Source organism: Pseudomonas sp. 9.2(2024) (genome assembly GCF_039695385.1).
Lineage (GTDB): Bacteria > Pseudomonadota > Gammaproteobacteria > Pseudomonadales > Pseudomonadaceae > Aquipseudomonas > Aquipseudomonas paraglycinae.
In genome coordinates this window covers 5,169,630-5,187,602 of record NZ_CP155585.1, presented here as the reverse complement: position 1 = coordinate 5,187,602, position 17,973 = coordinate 5,169,630, and the positions used below count along the sequence as shown (strand labels likewise).

14 protein-coding genes are annotated in these 17,973 nt (G+C 61.7%); 4 read left to right on the top strand and 10 right to left on the bottom strand.

Annotated features, from left to right (window positions below; all coding sequences use genetic code 11):
- Positions 1-33: 33 nt before the first annotated feature.
- From ABFB52_RS23290 to ABFB52_RS23245, 10 genes are all read right to left on the bottom strand, one after another.
- Complete coding sequence (locus ABFB52_RS23290) at positions 34-3,063, bottom strand: multidrug efflux RND transporter permease subunit (protein ID WP_129973294.1); 3,030 nt, start codon at positions 3,061-3,063, stop codon at positions 34-36.
- A 13-nt stretch (positions 3,064-3,076) separates the two neighbouring features.
- Positions 3,077-4,225: an efflux RND transporter periplasmic adaptor subunit gene (locus ABFB52_RS23285; protein WP_129973295.1), complete on the bottom strand. Its 1,149-nt coding sequence runs from the start codon at positions 4,223-4,225 to the stop codon at positions 3,077-3,079.
- Positions 4,226-4,372: 147 nt separating this feature from the next.
- A complete protein-coding gene (locus ABFB52_RS23280; protein ID WP_085745259.1) occupies positions 4,373-5,473 on the bottom strand; it encodes a DUF1513 domain-containing protein in 1,101 nt (366 codons plus the stop codon).
- A 14-nt stretch (positions 5,474-5,487) separates the two neighbouring features.
- Positions 5,488-6,552, bottom strand: coding sequence for an imelysin family protein (locus ABFB52_RS23275; RefSeq protein WP_129973296.1), 1,065 nt, complete (start codon positions 6,550-6,552; stop codon positions 5,488-5,490).
- A 26-nt stretch (positions 6,553-6,578) separates the two neighbouring features.
- Complete coding sequence (locus ABFB52_RS23270; protein ID WP_129973297.1) at positions 6,579-8,006, bottom strand: di-heme oxidoredictase family protein; 1,428 nt, start codon at positions 8,004-8,006, stop codon at positions 6,579-6,581.
- A gap of 155 nt (positions 8,007-8,161) precedes the next feature.
- A complete protein-coding gene (locus ABFB52_RS23265) occupies positions 8,162-9,508 on the bottom strand; it encodes an imelysin family protein (RefSeq protein WP_129973298.1) in 1,347 nt (448 codons plus the stop codon).
- A 198-nt stretch (positions 9,509-9,706) separates the two neighbouring features.
- Positions 9,707-11,758: a bifunctional diguanylate cyclase/phosphodiesterase gene (locus ABFB52_RS23260; RefSeq protein ID WP_011335711.1), complete on the bottom strand. Its 2,052-nt coding sequence runs from the start codon at positions 11,756-11,758 to the stop codon at positions 9,707-9,709.
- Positions 11,759-12,114: 356 nt separating this feature from the next.
- Positions 12,115-12,711, bottom strand: a complete 597-nt coding sequence (locus ABFB52_RS23255; protein WP_085745256.1) for a Fe-Mn family superoxide dismutase — start codon at positions 12,709-12,711, stop codon at positions 12,115-12,117.
- Between the two features lie 176 nt (positions 12,712-12,887).
- Entirely contained in the window at positions 12,888-13,490 is a 603-nt protein-coding gene (locus ABFB52_RS23250; RefSeq protein WP_007953256.1) for a LysE/ArgO family amino acid transporter, read from the bottom strand.
- Positions 13,491-13,495: 5 nt separating this feature from the next.
- A complete protein-coding gene (locus ABFB52_RS23245) occupies positions 13,496-13,897 on the bottom strand; it encodes an ACT domain-containing protein (RefSeq protein ID WP_129973299.1) in 402 nt (133 codons plus the stop codon).
- Between the two features lie 96 nt (positions 13,898-13,993).
- Between ABFB52_RS23245 and ABFB52_RS23240 the strand changes: the two genes are divergently transcribed.
- The 4 genes from ABFB52_RS23240 to ABFB52_RS23225 all read left to right on the top strand — a co-directional run bounded on the left by ABFB52_RS23240 (position 13,994) and on the right by ABFB52_RS23225 (position 17,947).
- A complete protein-coding gene (locus tag ABFB52_RS23240; protein ID WP_064383809.1) occupies positions 13,994-14,881 on the top strand; it encodes a LysR family transcriptional regulator ArgP in 888 nt (295 codons plus the stop codon).
- A 108-nt stretch (positions 14,882-14,989) separates the two neighbouring features.
- Entirely contained in the window at positions 14,990-15,982 is a 993-nt protein-coding gene (locus ABFB52_RS23235) for an NAD-dependent epimerase/dehydratase family protein (protein WP_129973300.1), read from the top strand.
- A gap of 116 nt (positions 15,983-16,098) precedes the next feature.
- Entirely contained in the window at positions 16,099-16,974 is an 876-nt protein-coding gene (locus tag ABFB52_RS23230) for an ATPase (protein ID WP_129973301.1), read from the top strand.
- Positions 16,975-17,098: 124 nt separating this feature from the next.
- Complete coding sequence (locus ABFB52_RS23225; RefSeq protein WP_085745253.1) at positions 17,099-17,947, top strand: cache domain-containing protein; 849 nt, start codon at positions 17,099-17,101, stop codon at positions 17,945-17,947.
- Positions 17,948-17,973: the final 26 nt, after the last annotated feature.

Below are 17,973 nucleotides of genomic sequence, written 5' to 3'. Positions count from 1 at the left end.
CTTTTTTATTGCGTCATGGCTTTTTTTACTGCGTCATGCCTTGGGATCGGGTTTCGCCAGCACGGTGTAAACGCACGGCAGGACAAACAGCGTGAACAACGTCCCGATCGACATCCCGGTGGCAATCACCGTCCCGATGTCGAAACGGCTGACCGCACCGGCGCCGGTGGCCACGATCAGCGGCACCATGCCGAACACCATCGCCGCGGTGGTCATCAGCACCGGGCGCAGACGAATAGCCGCCGCTTCCTCCACCGCCTCACGGGGAGTCAGGCCTTTCTCCTTGCGCAACTGGTTGGCGAACTCGACGATCAGGATCCCGTGCTTGCTGATCAGCCCGATCAGCGTCACCAGCCCGACCTGGGTGTAGATGTTCATGCTCGACCAGCCGAGGAACAGCGGAATCAGCGCTCCGCAGATCGACAACGGCACGGTCACCAGAATCACTAGTGGATCGCGGAAGCTCTCGAACTGCGCCGCCAGCACCAGGAAAATGATCGCCAGCGCCAACGCGAACGTCACCCACAGCGCGCTGCCTTCCTGGACGAACTGCCGAGAGGCGCCGCCGTAATCGAAGGCAAAACCGGCCGGGGCTTCTTCCCGGGCAATCTGCAACACGCTGTCGATGGCTTCGCCCATGCTCACCAGCGGGAACCCGGACAGCTTGGCCGCGTTGAGTTGCTGGAACTGGTTGAGCTGTCGCGGTCGCGCGCGGTCGGTCACCGTGATCAGGGTCGACAGCGGCAGCAGTTCGCCCTGGGTGTTTTTCACGTAGTAATTGTTCAGCCAGTCCGGGTTGTCGCGGTAGGCCCGTTCGACCTGGGCGATGACCTTGTAGCTGCGGCCTTCGATGGTGAACCGGTTGATCTCGGCTTCGCCGAGCAAGGTTGCGAGGGTGCCGCCCAGATCCTGCATCGACACGCCCATCTGCGCAGCCTTGGCGCGGTCGATGTCGACCACCACTTCGGGTTTGTCGAAAGCCAGGTCGAGGTCGACGAAGGCGAACTTGCCCGATTCCATGGCGCGCTTCTTGATCCGGTCGGCCACTTGCAGCAACAGCTCGTAGTCGTTGGCGGTGTTGATCACGAACTCGAACGGCAGGCCTTCACCGGTGCCAGGCAGGGACGGCAGGTTGAAGCCGAAGATCTGCAGGCCCGGAATGCCCTCGAGTCTGCCTTGTACCTCGGGGAGGATTTCCATTTGCGTGCGACTGCGCTCGTTCCATGGTTTGAGCAGGAAACCGCCGATGCCGCTCTGCACCCCGTTGTAGCCGTTGATCTGGAACGAGGAGTAGTACTCCGGAAACTCCTTGAAGATCTTGATGAACTCGTCGGTGTAGGTGTTCAGGTAATCGAGGTTGGTCGGTTGCGGGGCGTTGGCCATCATGAAGATGATGCCCTGATCCTCGTCCGGTGCCAGTTCCGATTTGGTGAACTTGAGCAGCACCGGAATCAGGCACAGCACGATCACCGCGAACACCAGCACCACCGGCCGGGTATTGAGCGTGCCGTGCAGCATGCTCTGATAGCGACGCTTGAGGCTGTCGAAAATCCGGTCGAGGCGGTGGGCCAGGCCCGTGGGATTTTCGTCATGGCGCAGCAGCATGGCGCACATCATCGGCGACAGGGTCAGGGCGACGACGCCGGAAATCACCACCGCCCCGGCCAGGGTCAACGCAAACTCCTTGAACAGTGCCCCCGTCAGTCCGGTGAGAAAACCGATCGGTGCATACACCGCCGCCAAGGTGATGGTCATCGACACCACCGGCATGGCGATTTCCCGTGCGCCCTCGAGCGCGGCGTCCAGCGGTGTCTTGCCTTCCTCGATGTGTCGGTGGATGTTTTCCACCACCACAATCGCGTCGTCCACCACCAGCCCGATGGCCAGCACCATCGCCAGCAGGGTCAGCAGGTTGATCGAGTAGCCCATCATCTGCATGAAGAACATCACGCCGATCATCGACAGCGGAATGGTCACCACCGGAATGACCACTGAACGCAGGGCACCGAGGAACAGGAACACCACCACGATCACGATCAGCACCGCCTCGAACAGGGTTTTCACCACTTCGTCGATGGAGGCCTGGATGAACAGCGTGGCGTCGTAGGCGATTTCGCTCTTGAGGTTGGGCGGCAGCTGGGCTTCCAGCTCCGGCATGATCTTGCGTACTTCCTTGATCACTTCCAGCGGGTTGGCCCCGGGCGTGGCCTTGATCCCGATGTACACCGAGGGCGTTCCGCCGAATGAACTGATCGAGTTGTAGTTTTCCGCGCCCATCTCGACCCGTGCCACATCGCTGAGCAGCACCCGGCTGTCACCGCTGACCTTGAGCGGGATCTTGCCGAAGGCTTCGGCGGACTTCAGTTCGGTGTTGGCGTTGATGCTGGTGACCACGTACTCGCCTTTCACTTCGCCGGCGGCGGAGAGAAAGTTGTACTGGCGCACCGCGTTGGTCACGTCGCTGGCGCTGAGGCCGAAGCCGGCGAGTTTCACCGGGTCGATCCACAGGCGCATGGCGAACACCTGGTTGCCGAGAATCTCTGCCTCGGCCATGCCCGGCAGGGTCGCCAGTTTCGGCTGGATCACCCGTGAGAGGTAGTCGGTGATCTGCGGGTTGTTCAGCTCCTTGCTGAAGAAGCTGATGTACATCAGCGCCGAGGCGTCGGCGGCTTCCTTGCTCAGCACCGGATCTTCGGCGTCCTGAGGCAACTTGTTCTTCACCTCGTTGGCCTTGGCCAGCAGTTCGGTGAACAAGCGGTCGCTGTTGGAGCCGATGCGCGCGTAGATCGAAATCACCGAGAAGTTCTGGCGACTGACCGAGGTCATGTAGTCGATGCCCTCGGCGCTGGCCAGGCTCTGTTGCATCGGCTGGGTGATGTAGCCCTGGATGGTTTCGGCGTTGGCCCCGGGGTACGCGGTGGTCACCGTGATCAGGGCGTTTTCCATTTGCGGGTACTGGCGCAGCGGCAGCTTGCTCCAGGCCTGGAAGCCCAGCAGCACAATCAGCAGGCTGACCACGGTGGCGAGCACCGGGCGGCGGATGAACGGATCGGTAAAAGCCATGGGGTTTCCTTGATCAGTCGGCGCGGGGCGGACTGTTCTGCTCGCCGAGGGTCTTGTCGTCGCTGATGGCAATGTGGGCGCCGTTGTCCAGTTTGATCTGGCCGGCCGTCACCACCTGTTCGCCGCTCTGCACGCCCTTGTTGATCATCACCTGGCCATCGCGGCGTTCGCCGGTCTCGACGAACCGACGCTCGGCGATCAGCACCGGTTGGCCCTTGTCGTCCTTTTCGACGGAGCCGTCTTCGGCTTTTTTCTGGGTGACCACGTATGTCGAGTTGCCGTAGAGGGTGTAGGTGATCGCGCTTTCCGGGACCACGATGTGTTTCTGCGGATCCGGCAGCAGCACCTCGACGCTGGTGAACATGCCCGGCAGCAACTTGCCATCGGGGTTGGCCAGGGTGGCGCGCACCAGAATGTTGCGGGTGGTGCTTTCGACGATCGGGTTGATGGCGCTGATGGCGCCGGTGAAATGCTGGCCGGGATACGCCGCGACCGTGATCTGTACCGGTTGACCGATAGCCAGTTTCGGCACCGACTGTTCGGGCACGTAGAAGTCGGCGTAGAGGCTGCTCAGGTCCTGCAGGGTGGCGATCTTGGTGCCGCTGGCGAGGTAGTCGCCGATGTCGACGAGGCGGATGCCGATGGTGCCGCTGAAGGGCGCGACGATGCGTTTTTTCGCCAGCGCCGCATTGAGCTGATTGACCGTGGCCTTGTTCTTTTGCAACTGCGCCGAGAGCCGGTCGAATTCGCCTTTGGAGATGGCGCTGCTGCCGACGAGTTGACTGCCGCGACCGTAATCCAGCTGCGCGAGGCCGAGATCGGCCTTGGCGGTTTCGAGAAAGGCGGCTTCGACGGCGCTGTCCAGTTGCAGCAACGGCTGGCCGGCCTTGACCTTCTGCCCCGATTCGAACTTCAGCTCGGTGACGGTGCCGGCGTTCTCCAGGCTCAGGTCGACGCCTTGCAGCGCTTTCAGCGTGCCGACGGTGGGCAGACGCATCTGCCACGGGCGCTCGACGGCGGTGGCCACGGCGACGCTGATCGGCGGCTTCGGTTTGGAAAAGCCCTGGATCATCGTATAGATCGAGAAGGCCTTGTAACCGGCGAGAAGCAGGACGATCAGCAGTACAACACCCAACATGATCAGCATGCGGCGACGCAGCATATTTCCAGTTCCTTGGAGAAAATCAGGCGAGACAGGCGGGCACATTACCCCGAGTCCGGCAGGGATTCCAACTGCCAGTTTTTACCGGGTATGAGGGGAGGCGATACAAAAAAGCAGCGCCGCCGACCGAACGGCCGGCGGCGAATTTCAGGCCATCAGATGAAGATGGTTGTCCCAGAGCCCTGCGGGCAAATCCAGCGGTTTGGCCAGCAGATCGTCCTGACGGCAATCGTAGTAGCGGCAACGTCCCTGACCGGAGGTCACGACAAACCCGTCCTTCACCGCACCGACGCCGGCGCAGTCGGGCAACGGTGCGTCGAGGCGCACTTCGCCGCTGTCCAGGTCCCAGATGAAGAAGCGGTTGCCGCGCGGTGCGGTCAGTGCCACCAGACGCAGGTCGCTGTGCACGGCGACGCTGGCGGTGTAATGACCCATCGACTGCAACTGATGCTCCGGCACCGGGAACGCCACGAATGGCTGGCCCGGTCGCTTGATCGCCAGCAGCTCCGAGCGCTCGTGGGAAGGCCCCATGAATTGCTGGCCGGCGACGATGGTGCCGTCGCTGGCGATCCCCAGGTGGCGCACGCTGTTCATCTGCTGGGCGAGGGTTTCCTTGCTCAGCAGGGTGCCGTCGCGCTGCATCAGCACCAGGCTTGGTTCCATGGCGTCGAGGTTCATGTCGACCCGGCTTTCGGCCTCGGTGCGGATCCCGCCATTGGCCACCACCAGGGTTTCACCGTCGGGCATCCACGACACCTGATGCGGGCCGAGACCGTGGGTGGAAAGCTCGCCGCTGTGCACCAGCCGTTCGCCTTCGAACTTGTACACCCCGAGCAGACCACGGCCCGGATCGGTGGTGTCGTTTTCGGTGGCGTACAGGTAGTCGCCGCTGTGGTGGATCACCGCGTGGCCGTAGAAGTGCCGGTTCGGCTGCGACGTCACGGTTTGCAGCAATGCACCGTTGCGCAGATCGATCAGGTAGCTCTCGGTGCCCGGCCGACGGGCAACGAACAGCGCGATCGGCAGCGTCGGGTGATTGATGATGTCGTGGCAGCGCTGGCCGACTTCGGTGGCAAACACCTGGGTGCCGTCCAGCCGATAACCGACGGCGTAATGCTTGCCGTCGGTGTCGTCCCGCGCCGACAACAGCAGCGGGCTTTGGTCCTTGCGTTTGAACAGCGTCCAGCCGCCCAGTGTCACTGCTCCCAGCAGCAAACTACCTAAAGTCAGAGCCTGGCGTCGCAGCATGGCACGTGCCCTCATCAGTCACCGTCGTTGGCGTTGAAGCCCAGTTGGATGCCCAGCGCCTTGGCCAGCTCGCCTTCGTGCAGGCGGTGGACGACGTTGAGGCTGTCGTAGATGTCGTTGAGCTGCTGGCGACCGGCGTCATCGTTGAGCATTTCGGTCAGCGAGCGCTGAGTGCTGCCAAACAGTTTGAGCGACGCCGCGTAGGCTGCATCGATCTTGTCCGCCAGCGGTTTTTGCTCAGCCGGCAGCAGGCCGCGCAGGCCTTTGTTGTCGACGCCTTCCCAGACGGTTTTGGCCGCTGCGAGGCTGGCTTCCAGCGACTCCATCGACGACTGGCTGCGCCATGCATCGGCCTGGAACGGCTGAGGCACGCCCTTGCTCTGACGGCCCATCGGCGTGCCGAGTTTTTTCTTCAGGGTGTCGAGGGCGGTGACCTGTACCCGCAGCAGATCGGCGATCGCTTCGTGGGAGTCGGCGTAGCGTTGGTTCGGGAACTTGCTCATCTGCGCGAGCATGCCGTCGGTGTTGTTCCAGCTGCTGAGAATCTCTTCGGCCAGTTGTTTCTGACGCTCGCCGATGGCCACCAGCAGTGGGCAGTACTTGGCTTTCTGCGCGTCGTTGGCGACGTCAGGTTTGGCGTCGAACAGGATGTACTCGTAAGCGGACAGGCCTTGAACCACGACGCTGGACTTGGCCAGTGCGGCGGCATCGATCTGCGGCTGCGCGGTGACCAGTTGCTCGACCTGACGGCCGACCAGGTTTTTCTTGTCCGGCCAGAACTGCACCTGCCACGAACGGTTGCCTTCGGCCAGCGGGCCGATCAACAGCGGTTGCAACTCGGCCCAGGCTTTCTGCGCGTGCAGGAAGTCGGCACGGGCGGTGTCCAGTGACTCTTTGCCCTGGCAGTAAGCGAGGGCGCTGACGGCCAGTTGCTTGTCGGCTTCGACCCAGCGGGTGTAGGTCGGCAGGATCACCGAATTGGCGATGGCCGCCGAGGTGACGGCTTGCGGATCCTGCGGCGAGCACGCGCCGAGGGCCAGTGCGGCAAGGCTGGTGAACAACAGCTTGGGACGGAACATGTCGGGCTCCCGATTCTTTTAAGTGTTTAAAGTGAGTTCAAGAACGCCAGCAGCGCGGCACGCTGTTCGGCGTTGAAAGACAAAACCTGTTGCTGCGCCGCCTTCGCTTCGCCGCCGTGCCAGAGCACGGCTTCGAGCAGGTTGCGGGCGCGGCCGTCATGCAGAAACTGAGTGTGGCCGCTGACCGCCTGCGTCAGGCCGATGCCCCACAGCGGCGGGGTACGCCAGTCGCGGCCGGAGGCCTGGAATTCAGTGCGGTTGTCCGCCAGGCCTTCGCCCATGTCGTGCAGCAGCAGATCGCTGTACGGGCGAATCACTTGATTGGCCAGTTCAGGTTCGGCCGCGTTGGCGGCGGTGGTGTATTTCGGTGTGTGACAGGACTGGCAACCCGCCTGGAAGAACAGATTCTTGCCGGCCAGCACTTGCGCATCGTTGACCCCACGGCGGGCAGGAACGGCGACGTTACGGCTGTAGAACAGCACCAGGCGCAGGATGTTGTCGCTGACTTCAGGTTCGCCGTCCGGGCCATTGCCGTTCGGTGCCTGTTTGCAGGCGGTTTGCGCGTCGGTGCAGTCATCAAACGGTCTCAGGCTGGTGGTGAGGCCCATATCACCAGAAAACGCGTGAACATTTTGTTGATTGAGGTTCGGCTGGCCGGCTTTCCAGCCAAATCGCCCCATGACGGTCTTTTGCTGCTCATCGTCCCAGACCCGATTTGGCCGGCCGTTGATGCCGTTGTTCTCTTTGGCCTGCGCGGCGGCATTGGCGAGGATCGCTTCTTCCGGGATCGCTTCGAGCAGGCCCAGGCCGATCATCGGCGGTGCAACGCGGGCCGAGAAACGTGTGTCCGGGTGCATCGGGCCGTAGCCGAGCTGGGTGATCTGCAGGACCGGTTTACGCAGCTCGACCTCGGTGCCGTCCTTGAAGCGGACCGGCACCGGCGTGTAATCGACCCGCACCTTGCCTTCCGGCGCGACGCCGGGGACGGCCATGTCCTGGAACTGGCCGCCGTAGACTGGCTCCGGCACCACGCCCACTTGCTCGATGACCTTGGCATAGGCCGGCGCATCGGGAATCGACAGGCGTACCAGCATCGACACCGCGTTGGCCGCATCCGGCGTCGGCGGATGGCCGCGGCCGTCCTTGATATGGCAGTTCTGGCAGGCGTTGGTGTTGAACAGCGGGCCGAGGCCATCGCGGGCCGTGGTGGTCGATGGCGCGATCACCCACGGGCTGCGAAAGAAGCTGTTGCCGACGCTGAAGTCCACCCGCCGCGAAGGCGGCAGGTTGGCCGACGGCAGGGAAAACGCGTTCTGATCGCTCTTGCGCACGGTCGCCGCGCCGCCGGAACGGGCCTCACCCGGCTCGGCCTTGGTGAAACGCGGGGCGTCATCGCAGGCACTCAGGCCCAGGGCCAGAAACAGTGCGGACAAGCGAAGAGGCAGCGAGGGCATCAGACTTCCTGCAAGAGGGGCGAATTTAAAGGCGCAAAGTCTAACAGGGCGAGGGGGTTTGAATAAGAGGAATTATCGTTTGCTTGATGCACGTCAGGTCAGCCAGAACGAAAAAGGCGACCCGAAGGTCGCCTTTTTTAACGCGGACGCTGTGATCAGAACTCGTGATCGGCGTTGTCCGGGTTCAGGTCGCTGATGCCCAGCTTGCCGGCAGCGGCTTCGATCGAACCGGTCTGCTTGACCAGCGAAGCGATGGCGTCGCGGACGATCTGGTTGCCGGCGGTGTTGCCGGCCGCGATCAACTGGTCGTAGTGCTCACCCTTGTTGGCGTGATCGACCATGACCTGGATCTTGGCTTCGGTGGCGGCCAGATCGGCTTTCAGCGCGGTGTCGGCAGCCGGGTCGACCTTGGCCACCAGCGACGACAGGCTGGCGCCGGTCATTTTGGTGCCGTCGACACGGGTGTACTCGCCCAGGTACACGTTACGAATGCCCTTGGCATCGTAGAAGTGCGAGTTGTGGGTGTTGTCGCTGAAGCAATCCTGTTCGTCTTCCGGGGAGTTCGCTTCCAGGGACACTTTCATGCGCTCGCCGGCCAGTTCGCCCAGGGACAGACTGCCCATGCCGAACAGCATTTTGCGCAGGCCGCTTTCAGCCGGTTCGGCTTCCAGGGTGGCGCGGTAGTTGTCGGCCACGTTCGGCTTCCAGTTGCCGACCATTTCTTCCAGGTCGCTGACCAGCAACTGGGTCACGGCTTTCAGGTAGGCACGACGACGATCGTTGTGACCGCCGGTGGCGCCGGCGCCTTCCAGGTAGTCCGACGCAGGACGGTTGCCGGCGCCAGGGCCGGTGCCGTTCAGGTCCTGGCCCCAGAGCAGGAATTCGATGGCGTGGTAGCCGGTGGCAACGTTGGCTTCGGAACCGCCCAGCTCGTTCAGGCTGGCGAGTTTTTCCGGGGTGATGTCCTTGACGTCGACCTTGTCTTCGCCAACCTGTACTTCGGTGTTGGCGATGATGTTGGCGGTGGCGCCCGGGTTGCCCAGTGCGTGTTCGTAGGATTTGTCGACGTAGTCGATCAGGCCTTCGTCCAGAGGCCAGGCGTTCACCTGACCTTCCCAGTCGTCGATGATGGTGTTGCCGAAGCGGAACACTTCGCTCTGCAGGTAAGGAACGCGGGCGGCGACCCAGGCAGCCTTGGCGGCTTTCAGGGTGTCGGCGTTCGGCTTGGCGAGGAACGCGTCGATGGCGGTTTGCAGGTTTTTCGCGGTGGATTCGGCATCGCTGTAAACGGCGAAGACCATGTCGGCGTAGTGCGAGACAACGGCTTTGCCGGCGGCCTCGTCGACTTTACCGGCGGCAGCAGGCGCAGCCGGTGCAGCGGTGCTGGCAGCCGGGGTCGGCGCAGGAGCGGCGGCCTTGTCTTTGTCTTTACCTTCGCCGCAACCGGCGAGGGAAATAGCGATGGCCAGCAGACTGGCGGTAGCCAGAGGCATACGAATCATGGCGAACATCCTGCTTCGGTAATTGAGTGGACAGGCGCGGGGGTGCGCAAAAGCTGCGACATAATGCAAATCTTTCGCATTATGTGTAAAGGGTTGTAGCTGGAAATATTTCTTATTTGCGCGGGGGTTGCGCTGGATCAACAGCGTAGAGCACGCCCGGCGGATCAAGGGGTTTGCCGGGCTTCGCAGGGGGAGATTTCAGAGGATGGCCGCGTTGCTGCGCTGGGCCTGCTTGAGATAAATGCTCAGCTCGCGCGCCGGTAGCGGTTTGCTGTAGTGGTAGCCCTGACCTTCATGGCAGCCTTCGGAGATGATGTAGGTTTCCTGTTCGGCGGTTTCCACGCCCTCGGCGATCACCTGCATGCCCAGGCTCTTGCCCAGTTGAATGATGGCGCGAACGATGGTCGCGTCATCGTCGTCGTCCAGCAGGTCCTGGACGAAGCTCTTGTCGATCTTGATCTTGTCCAGCGGCAGACTCTTGAGATAACTCAGCGAGGAGTAGCCGGTGCCGAAGTCGTCGATGGCGATCAAGGCGCCGGAGCGGCGCAGGCTCAGCAGGTGCTGGGCGGCGGTGCTGATGTCTTCCATCAGGCCGGTTTCGGTGACTTCCAGCTCCAGGCTCCGCGGTGGCAGGCGGTACATCTGCAACAGGTTGTTGACCACCCGCGGCAGCTCGGCGTGGTGCAGTTGCACGGTGGACAGGTTGACCGCCATGCGCAGATCGACGAAGCCCTGATCGTGCCAGTCGCGCAGTTGCTTGCAGGCCTGATCCAGCACCCATTCGCCAATGGCGATGATGGTGCCGTTTTGCTCGGCCAGCGGGATGAACAGGTCCGGCGGCACCAGACCGTGTTCCGGATGCTGCCAGCGGATCAATGCCTCGACGCCGACCACGCGATGATCGCGGTAGCTGATCTGCGGCTGATAGACGAGGTAGAACTGATCGCGCAGCAAGGCGTCGCGCAGGTCTTTTTCCAGTTCGCGACGGCGGCGCATTTCGCTGTCGACGCTGGCGATATAGAACTGATAACGGTTGCGCGAGCGGGTCTTGGCCAGGGTCATGGTCTGCTCGGCTTTCTGCAACAGCTTCTCGGTGCTGTCGCCGTCCTCCGGGAACAGGGTGATGCCGATGGTCGCGCGCAGACGGATTTCCTGATGATCGAGGGCGAACGGCGCTTCCAGGTCATCAAGAATGCTTTGCGCCAGTTCCGCCGCTTCGTAGGGTTGCTCGATATCGGCCTGCACCAGCGCGAACTGGTCGCCGCCAAGACGGGCGAGGGCGCCGAGGCGACCGCTGTGGGCGCGCAGGCGGTCGGCGAGTGCCAGCAGCAATTGGTCGCCGGTCTGGTAGCTGAATTGTTCGTTGATGCCTTTGAAGTCATCCAGTCCGACACACAACACCGCAACCCGGCGCTGCAGCTTGCCGGCATCCACCAGGATCTTGTCCAGTTGCTGCTGCAATTGCTGGCGGTTCGGCAGGCCGGTGAGGAAATCGTACTGGGCCATGCGCAGCAGGCTGTTTTCCGCTTCGTGGCGCAGGTGGGTATTGCGTTCGATGGATTCGAGCAACTGGTTGGCGGTGTTGATCCAGATCCCCAGTTCGTTTTTCTCGTGGCCCTTGAGTTGCGGAATCTTGTGTTCGCTGGGGCGGTCCGGGTTGATTTCGGTGAGGTGTTCGATGATCCGCGACAGCGGTTTGGTCAGCAGCCAGTGATAGACCAGATACAGCACCAGGCCCATGGCCAGGGCGCGCAACACGCCGGAAATGAAGATGATCACCGAGCTGACGATGAAACCCTGACCGTAGGTGGCCGTGTCGAGGGTAATGCTCAGGTCGCCGTAATACTCGCTGTAGGGCCCGCGTCCCACCAGTTGGGTGGTGAACGTGCGTTCCTGGCCGAGGATCAGGTCGGTCAGCCAGCGACTGTTGGAATGCTGCAGCTCACGGGATTTCTGCGCGAGCATCGCTTCGTTGGGATGGCCAATGGAGGCCTGGCGCACGGCGTCGTCCTGGAACAGGCCTTCGATCACCTGCATGCCCATTTCCCGGTCCAGGCTGTAGACCGCCTGGGTTGAGGGATCGCGGAACATGTCGAGGATGCGTTCGGCATCGCCGGCGACGGCCTGGCGTGTTTTATAGGCATCGAAAACGATCTGCGCGCAGCTCAAGACCACGCCGACGATCAATGCCGACAGGAGCACGACCCGGAGCAACTTCACCGACAAGCTGTTCTTGAGTTCCAGCTTCAAAGGGTTATTCCTTGTTCCGTGCGGGTAGCGTCAAGTTGCCATGAGTATTGGCAATCCCGTGTTGGCAGTCAAAGGGACAATCAAGCCGCGGAAAATTTGTCCGTGGCCTTGGCCGAAATGCTGCTGTCTGGAGTATTTGCCCTATTTGTACTGTGTCGGTAGTTTTGGCCTCCAACTTGAGGGGCGTCGGACAATTTTTCCTCTTTTGATGGTAGTTCGCCGTGGCTTGGGGGCAAGGCGAGAAGGGCTGCTTTACGTGTGGGAAAAGGCTCTGTTTGTGATGCGACGCACCCGTGATGATTTCTGCGGGCAGAAAAAAACCCGGCAATAGCCGGGTTTTTTGTCTGGCGTGCAGCTTAAGCGGTGAAGGTCTTGCCTTCGAACTGCTCGGCCACGAACTTCCAGTTGACCAGGTTCCAGAACGCCTCGACGTACTTAGGACGCAGGTTACGGTAGTCGATGTAGTAAGCGTGTTCCCACACGTCGCAGGTCAGCAGCGGGATGTCGCCGCTGGTCAGCGGGTTGCCGGCGCCGATGGTGCTGGCCAGAGCCAGGGAACCGTCAGCCTTTTTCACCAGCCAGCCCCAGCCGGAACCGAAGGTGCCGATCGAGGTTTTGCTGAACTCTTCCTTGAACTTGTCGAACGAACCGAAAGCCGCGTTGATGGCTTCAGCCAGTGCGCCGGTTGGTTGACCGCCGGCGTTTGGCGCCAGGCAGTTCCAGTAGAAGGTGTGGTTCCAGACCTGAGCGGCGTTGTTGAAGATGCCGCCCGAGGAAGTCTTGACGATTTCTTCCAGGGTCTTGCCTTCGAACTCGGTGCCTGGCACCAGGTTGTTCAGGTTCACGACATAGGTGTTGTGGTGCTTGTCGTGGTGGAATTCCAGGGTTTCCTTGGAAATGTGCGGCTGCAGGGCATCGTGTGCGTAAGGCAGCGGCGGCAATTCGAAAGCCATGATGATTCTCCTAATCAGGTCTGTTGCGGTGAGCGCAAGGCCGATCACGGGCGGCCAGAAATGCACCGGCGAGTTTTTACTCTTTGCGGCGCAGGGTTCGGATCATAGCACCGGGGGTGCGGCTTAACCACGCAACAACTGTGTGGGATAGAGGTTCCAGAGCTGTTTGGAATAATTCAGGAAGCCAATATCAATTGCCCCGCCACCGTGAACATCATCACCGCCACCAGCAGATCCAGAATCCGCCACGTACTCGGCCGTGCCAGCCACGGTGCGAGCCATGCCGCGCCGAACGCCAGGGTGAAGAACCACAGCAGCGAAGCACTCGCCGCGCCGACGACATAAGCGCCGGGCACCGACTGTTGCGCACCGAGAGAACCGATCAGCAAAACGGTGTCGAGATAGACGTGTGGGTTGAGCAAGGTCACCGCCAGTGCGCTGAGCATCACCGCCCGCAGCGAACGTACGGTCTGGTTTTCACCCTGTTGCAGGCTCTGTTTGGAAAACGCCCGGCGCAACGCCTGGCTGCCGTACCAGATCAGGAACACCGCGCCGCCCCAGCGGGCGACCGCCAGTAAGGTCGGGTTTTGCGCCAGCACCGTGGCCAGACCGAACACACCTGCCGCCACCAGCAACGCATCACAGGCGACGCACAGCGCGGCGACTGGCAGGTGATGTTCACGTCGCAGGCTCTGCGCCAGGACAAAAGCATTCTGGGTGCCGATCGCCATGATCAGCCCGAACGCCACCAGCAAACCGTTGGTATAGCTTTGCCACATGACGGTTACTCCGCGTTGGCTGCGAGATCGCGCAGCACTTGCATGGCGCGTTCGGCGTCGGCCTGACCGACGAACAAATGATCGTGGTAGTAGCCGGCAATCACGTTGCAGCTGATGCCGGCCTTGCCCAGTGCGGTGGCGAATGCGGCGGTCAGGCCGACGGCTTCCAGCGCCGAATGAACGTTCAAGGTGATCCAGGCCGCGACGTAGTCGAAGCTGAAACCGGCGCGCTCGGCGTGGGAACGTTCGAGAATCACCGTCAGACCTTCCTGCTCACGGAAACTGCCGACGATTCCCAGACCGCTCGGCAACTGGCCGTCGCGCAAGGTGCAGAACACGTATTCGCCGGCATTGAGCTGCGGGCTCATGCTGCGCAGCAGGGTGGTCAATGAGGTTTCGCCAGCCATGATGGTGGTCCTTGATAAAGAGTGCTTGCTGGCTATTCTCCCGGTTGACGCGGTATAAGAAAAACCAATAGTGCTGATCGCTCATTAGGAAAACTGATGTTCGACTACAAATTGCTTTCCGCTCTGGCCGCTGTGGTCGAGCAGGCCGGATTCGAACGCGCGGCGCAGGTGTTGGGCCTTTCGCAATCGGCGATTTCCCAAAGGATCAAACTGCTGGAAGCTCGGGTCGGCCAACCGGTGCTGGTACGCGGGACACCGCCGTCGCCAACCGAAATTGGCCGGCGTCTGCTCAACCATGTGCAGCAGGTGCGCCTGCTCGAACGGGATTTGCAGACGCTGGTGCCGGCGCTGGACGAAGAGGGCCTGCCGGAACGGCTGCGAATCGCCCTGAATGCCGACAGTCTTGCCACCTGGTGGGCCGAGGCGGTGGGCGACTTCTGCGCCGAACAACATCTATTGCTCGATCTGATCGTCGAAGACCAGACCGTCGGCCTCAAACGCATGCGCGCCGGTGAAGTGGCCGGTTGCCTGTGCGCCAGTGAGCGTCCGGTGGCAGGCGCGCGCAGCGTGCTGCTCGGAGCGATGCGCTATCGGGCGCTGGCCAGTCCGGCGTTCATCGAGCGGCATTTTCCCGACGGCGTGCGGGCCGAACAATTGCCGCGCACCCCGGCGTTGGTGTTTGGCCCGGACGATTTTCTCCAGCATCGTTACCTCGCCTCCCTCGGCGTCGATGGCGGTTTCGAACATCACCTGTGCCCGTCGTCCGAAGGTTTCATCCGCCTGACCGAAGCCGGGCTCGGTTGGGGACTGGTGCCGGAATTGCAGGTGCGCGAGCAACTGGAGCGCGGCGTACTGCGCGAACTGTTGCCAGATAAACCTATCGACGTGCCCTTGTACTGGCATCATTGGCGCAATGGCGGTCAGTTGCTCGGGCTGTTGACCGAACAATTGGTGCGCTCGTCGGCGCAATGGCTGGTGGCCTGAAAGCAGCTACGAGCGTCAAGCTGCAAGCGCCAAGTAAAGCGCTTGCGTACTGTATTTACCTTGCAGCTCGAAGCTCGAAGCTTGCAGCTGGTTTTGTTGGAGCTCTACATGAAAATTCTGGTCACCGGCGCAAGCGGCTTCATTGGCGGACGCTTTGCGCGTTTCGCCCTGGAGCAGGGCCTGGACGTGCGGGTCAACGGTCGCCGGGCCGAGGGTGTCGAGCATCTGGTGCGTCGCGGTGCCGAGTTCGTTCAAGGCGATTTGAGCTATCCGGATCTGGTGCGTGCGCTGTGCAGCGATGTCGAAGCCGTGGTGCATTGCGCCGGCGCGGTCGGCTTGTGGGGCCGGTATCAGGACTTCCATCAGGGCAATGTGCAAGTCACCGAAAACGTGGTCGAGGCCTGCCTGAAGCAACGGGTCCGGCGGCTGGTGCATCTGTCGTCGCCCTCGATCTACTTTGACGGTCGCGACCATCTCGGCCTGACCGAAGAGCAAGTGCCCAAGCGCTTCAAGCATCACTACGCCGCGACCAAATACCTGGCCGAGCAAAAGGTCTTCGGCGCCCAGGAATTCGGCCTCGAAACCCTCGCCCTGCGCCCGCGTTTCGTCACCGGCGCCGGCGACATGAGCATCTTCCCGCGCTTGCTGAACATGCAGCGCAAGGGCCGTCTGGCGATCATCGGCAACGGTCTGAACAAGGTCGATTTCACCAGCGTGCACAACCTCAACGAAGCGTTGCTCAGCAGCCTGCTGGCCGACGCCTCCGCGTTGGGCAAAGCCTACAACATCAGCAACGGCGCTCCGGTGCCGCTGTGGGATGTGGTCAATTACGTGATGCGCAAGATGGAAGTCCCACAGGTCACCAAGTACCGTTCCTACGGTCTGGCCTACAGCGTGGCGGCGCTCAACGAAGGGGTGTGCAAGCTCTGGCCCGGGCGTCCCGAGCCGACCCTGTCGCGCCTGGGCATGCAGGTGATGAACAAAAATTTCACCCTCGACATCAGTCGCGCCCGGCATTATCTGGACTACGATCCGAAAGTCAGTCTGTGGACGGCCCTCGATGAGTTCTGTGGCTGGTGGAAGGCTCAGGACATTCGTTGATACGAATCTGCCGGCCGGCACTGAACCGCGTCACGGCTTGAGGGTCAACCCCAGCGGCCGCGGGGTTTATACTTCGCGCCAATCTGCCATCACCGCGTTTCACAAAGGTTGCCTCAATGTCCATGCGTAACGATGCCCACGACGATTTCGACGATGTACCGAGCCTGCGCGCCGACACCCTCGATGACGACGATTTTCCGGTCACCGCCCGCACCACCGTGCATTCGCGCACGCCGCCGGTGGTCAAGGTCAAGGGCGCCAGCACCGGGCCGTTGTGGGCACTGGTCGGCGCATTGTTCTTCGCCTTCATTGGTCTTGCCTGGTGGAGCTTCCAGCAGATCTCGCTGATGGAGCAGCAACTGGTGGCGACCCAGGAAAGTTTCGCGCGCATCAGTGAGGAAGCGGCGGGGCGCCTGCAGGACATTTCCGGCAAAGTCGTGGCCAGCCAGACCAATGTCACCACCGACAGCGAAGCCCTGAAACAGCAGATCAAACAGCTGCAAAGCGCGCTTCAGGATCAGAGCAAACAGCAGCAGGGCGTGGCCGGGCAGGCGACGGATCTGGACAAGCGGCTGGCGCAGATGACCGCCCAGACCACTGAACAACAGAACGCCAACACTCAGTTGCAGGCCCAGGTCAAAGCCCTGAGCGCCGAACTGGCCACGCTGAAAAGCACCCCGGCCGACACCAGCAAGCTCGATGCTCAGCTCAAGAGCTTTGATGCACAGGTGAAGGGATTCGATGCGCAGTTCAAGAGCCTCGGTGCCGACATTACGGCTTTGAAAAAACAAGGTGGGTCGAACCCGGCGATCGATCGTCTGGAGCAGGAAATCGTCATCCTCAAGAGCGAGCAGGACAACCGTCCGGCCGCTGCGCAGGGCGGCACCAACACCGCCGAGTTCGATGCGTTCCGAGCGCAGATGACCCGCAACATCAACACCCTGCAAGCGCAGATCCAGAACCTGCAACAGCAACTCAACGCCCGTCCGTAAGCCTCTTGTGTGGCGAGGGCGCGAACGCCCTCGCCACAGCAACATTCAGAAGCTTTCTGAATATCCATACATGCCTTCAGGCCGTCTACGCTCTTGAAACACCAACAAGAACGAGGGATGCGTCATGGGGTTTGTGCACAAGCTGGCCTGGCTCGGCGCGGTGCTGCTGTTGAGTTTCGGTCAGGCCAATGCGGCCACCACGGAAAAAGACGACAGCAAGGCCGCCATCGCCTTGCTGGAAAAGGCGCTGGCCTATTACCACGACAACGGCGACAAGGCGTTCGCGGCGTTCAGCCGCCAGGGCGAATTCGTCGACAAGGACCGTTACGTGTTCGTGGTCGACACCAAGGGCGTGATGCTCGCCAGCGGCGGGCCGTCGTCGGCATTGATCGGTCGCGACGTCAGCGAAGTCCTCGGGCCGGACTTGCAGAAGTCCTTCAAGGACGCCTTGAAAGTGCCGGAAGGCAACGGCATCCAGCAGGCCGAATACCGCTGGCAGAACTGGTCCGACGGCAAGGTCGAGCGCAAGCACGTTTACTATCAACGCATCGGTCAGCGGATTCTGGCGGTGGGTTATTACTTGCCGCGGGCGTCGGCGGAGCAGGCAAAAGCGTTGCTCGACAAAGCGGCCAGCGATTTGACCAAGGACGAGAAGGGCACGCTGTCCGCGATCAACTCGCTCAAGGGCGGTTACCTGCAGGACGACCTGTATGTGTTCGTGGTCAATCTCAACAACCACCGCTACGTCGCCCACGGCACCAACCTGCGGCTGATCAACACCGATTTCGCCAAGGTCGACGACCCGGAAGGCAAACCGGTGGGCGAGCCGATTCTGTCGTTGATCGGCAAGCAGGATGAGGGCGAGTATGAATACCGCTGGAAAAATCCGGTGACCGGTAAGGTCGAGAACAAACATGCCTACCTGAAGAAGGTCGGGAATTTCCTGGTGGCGGTCGGTTATTACAGTGCTTGAATGCACTTCCCCTGTGGGAGCGAGCT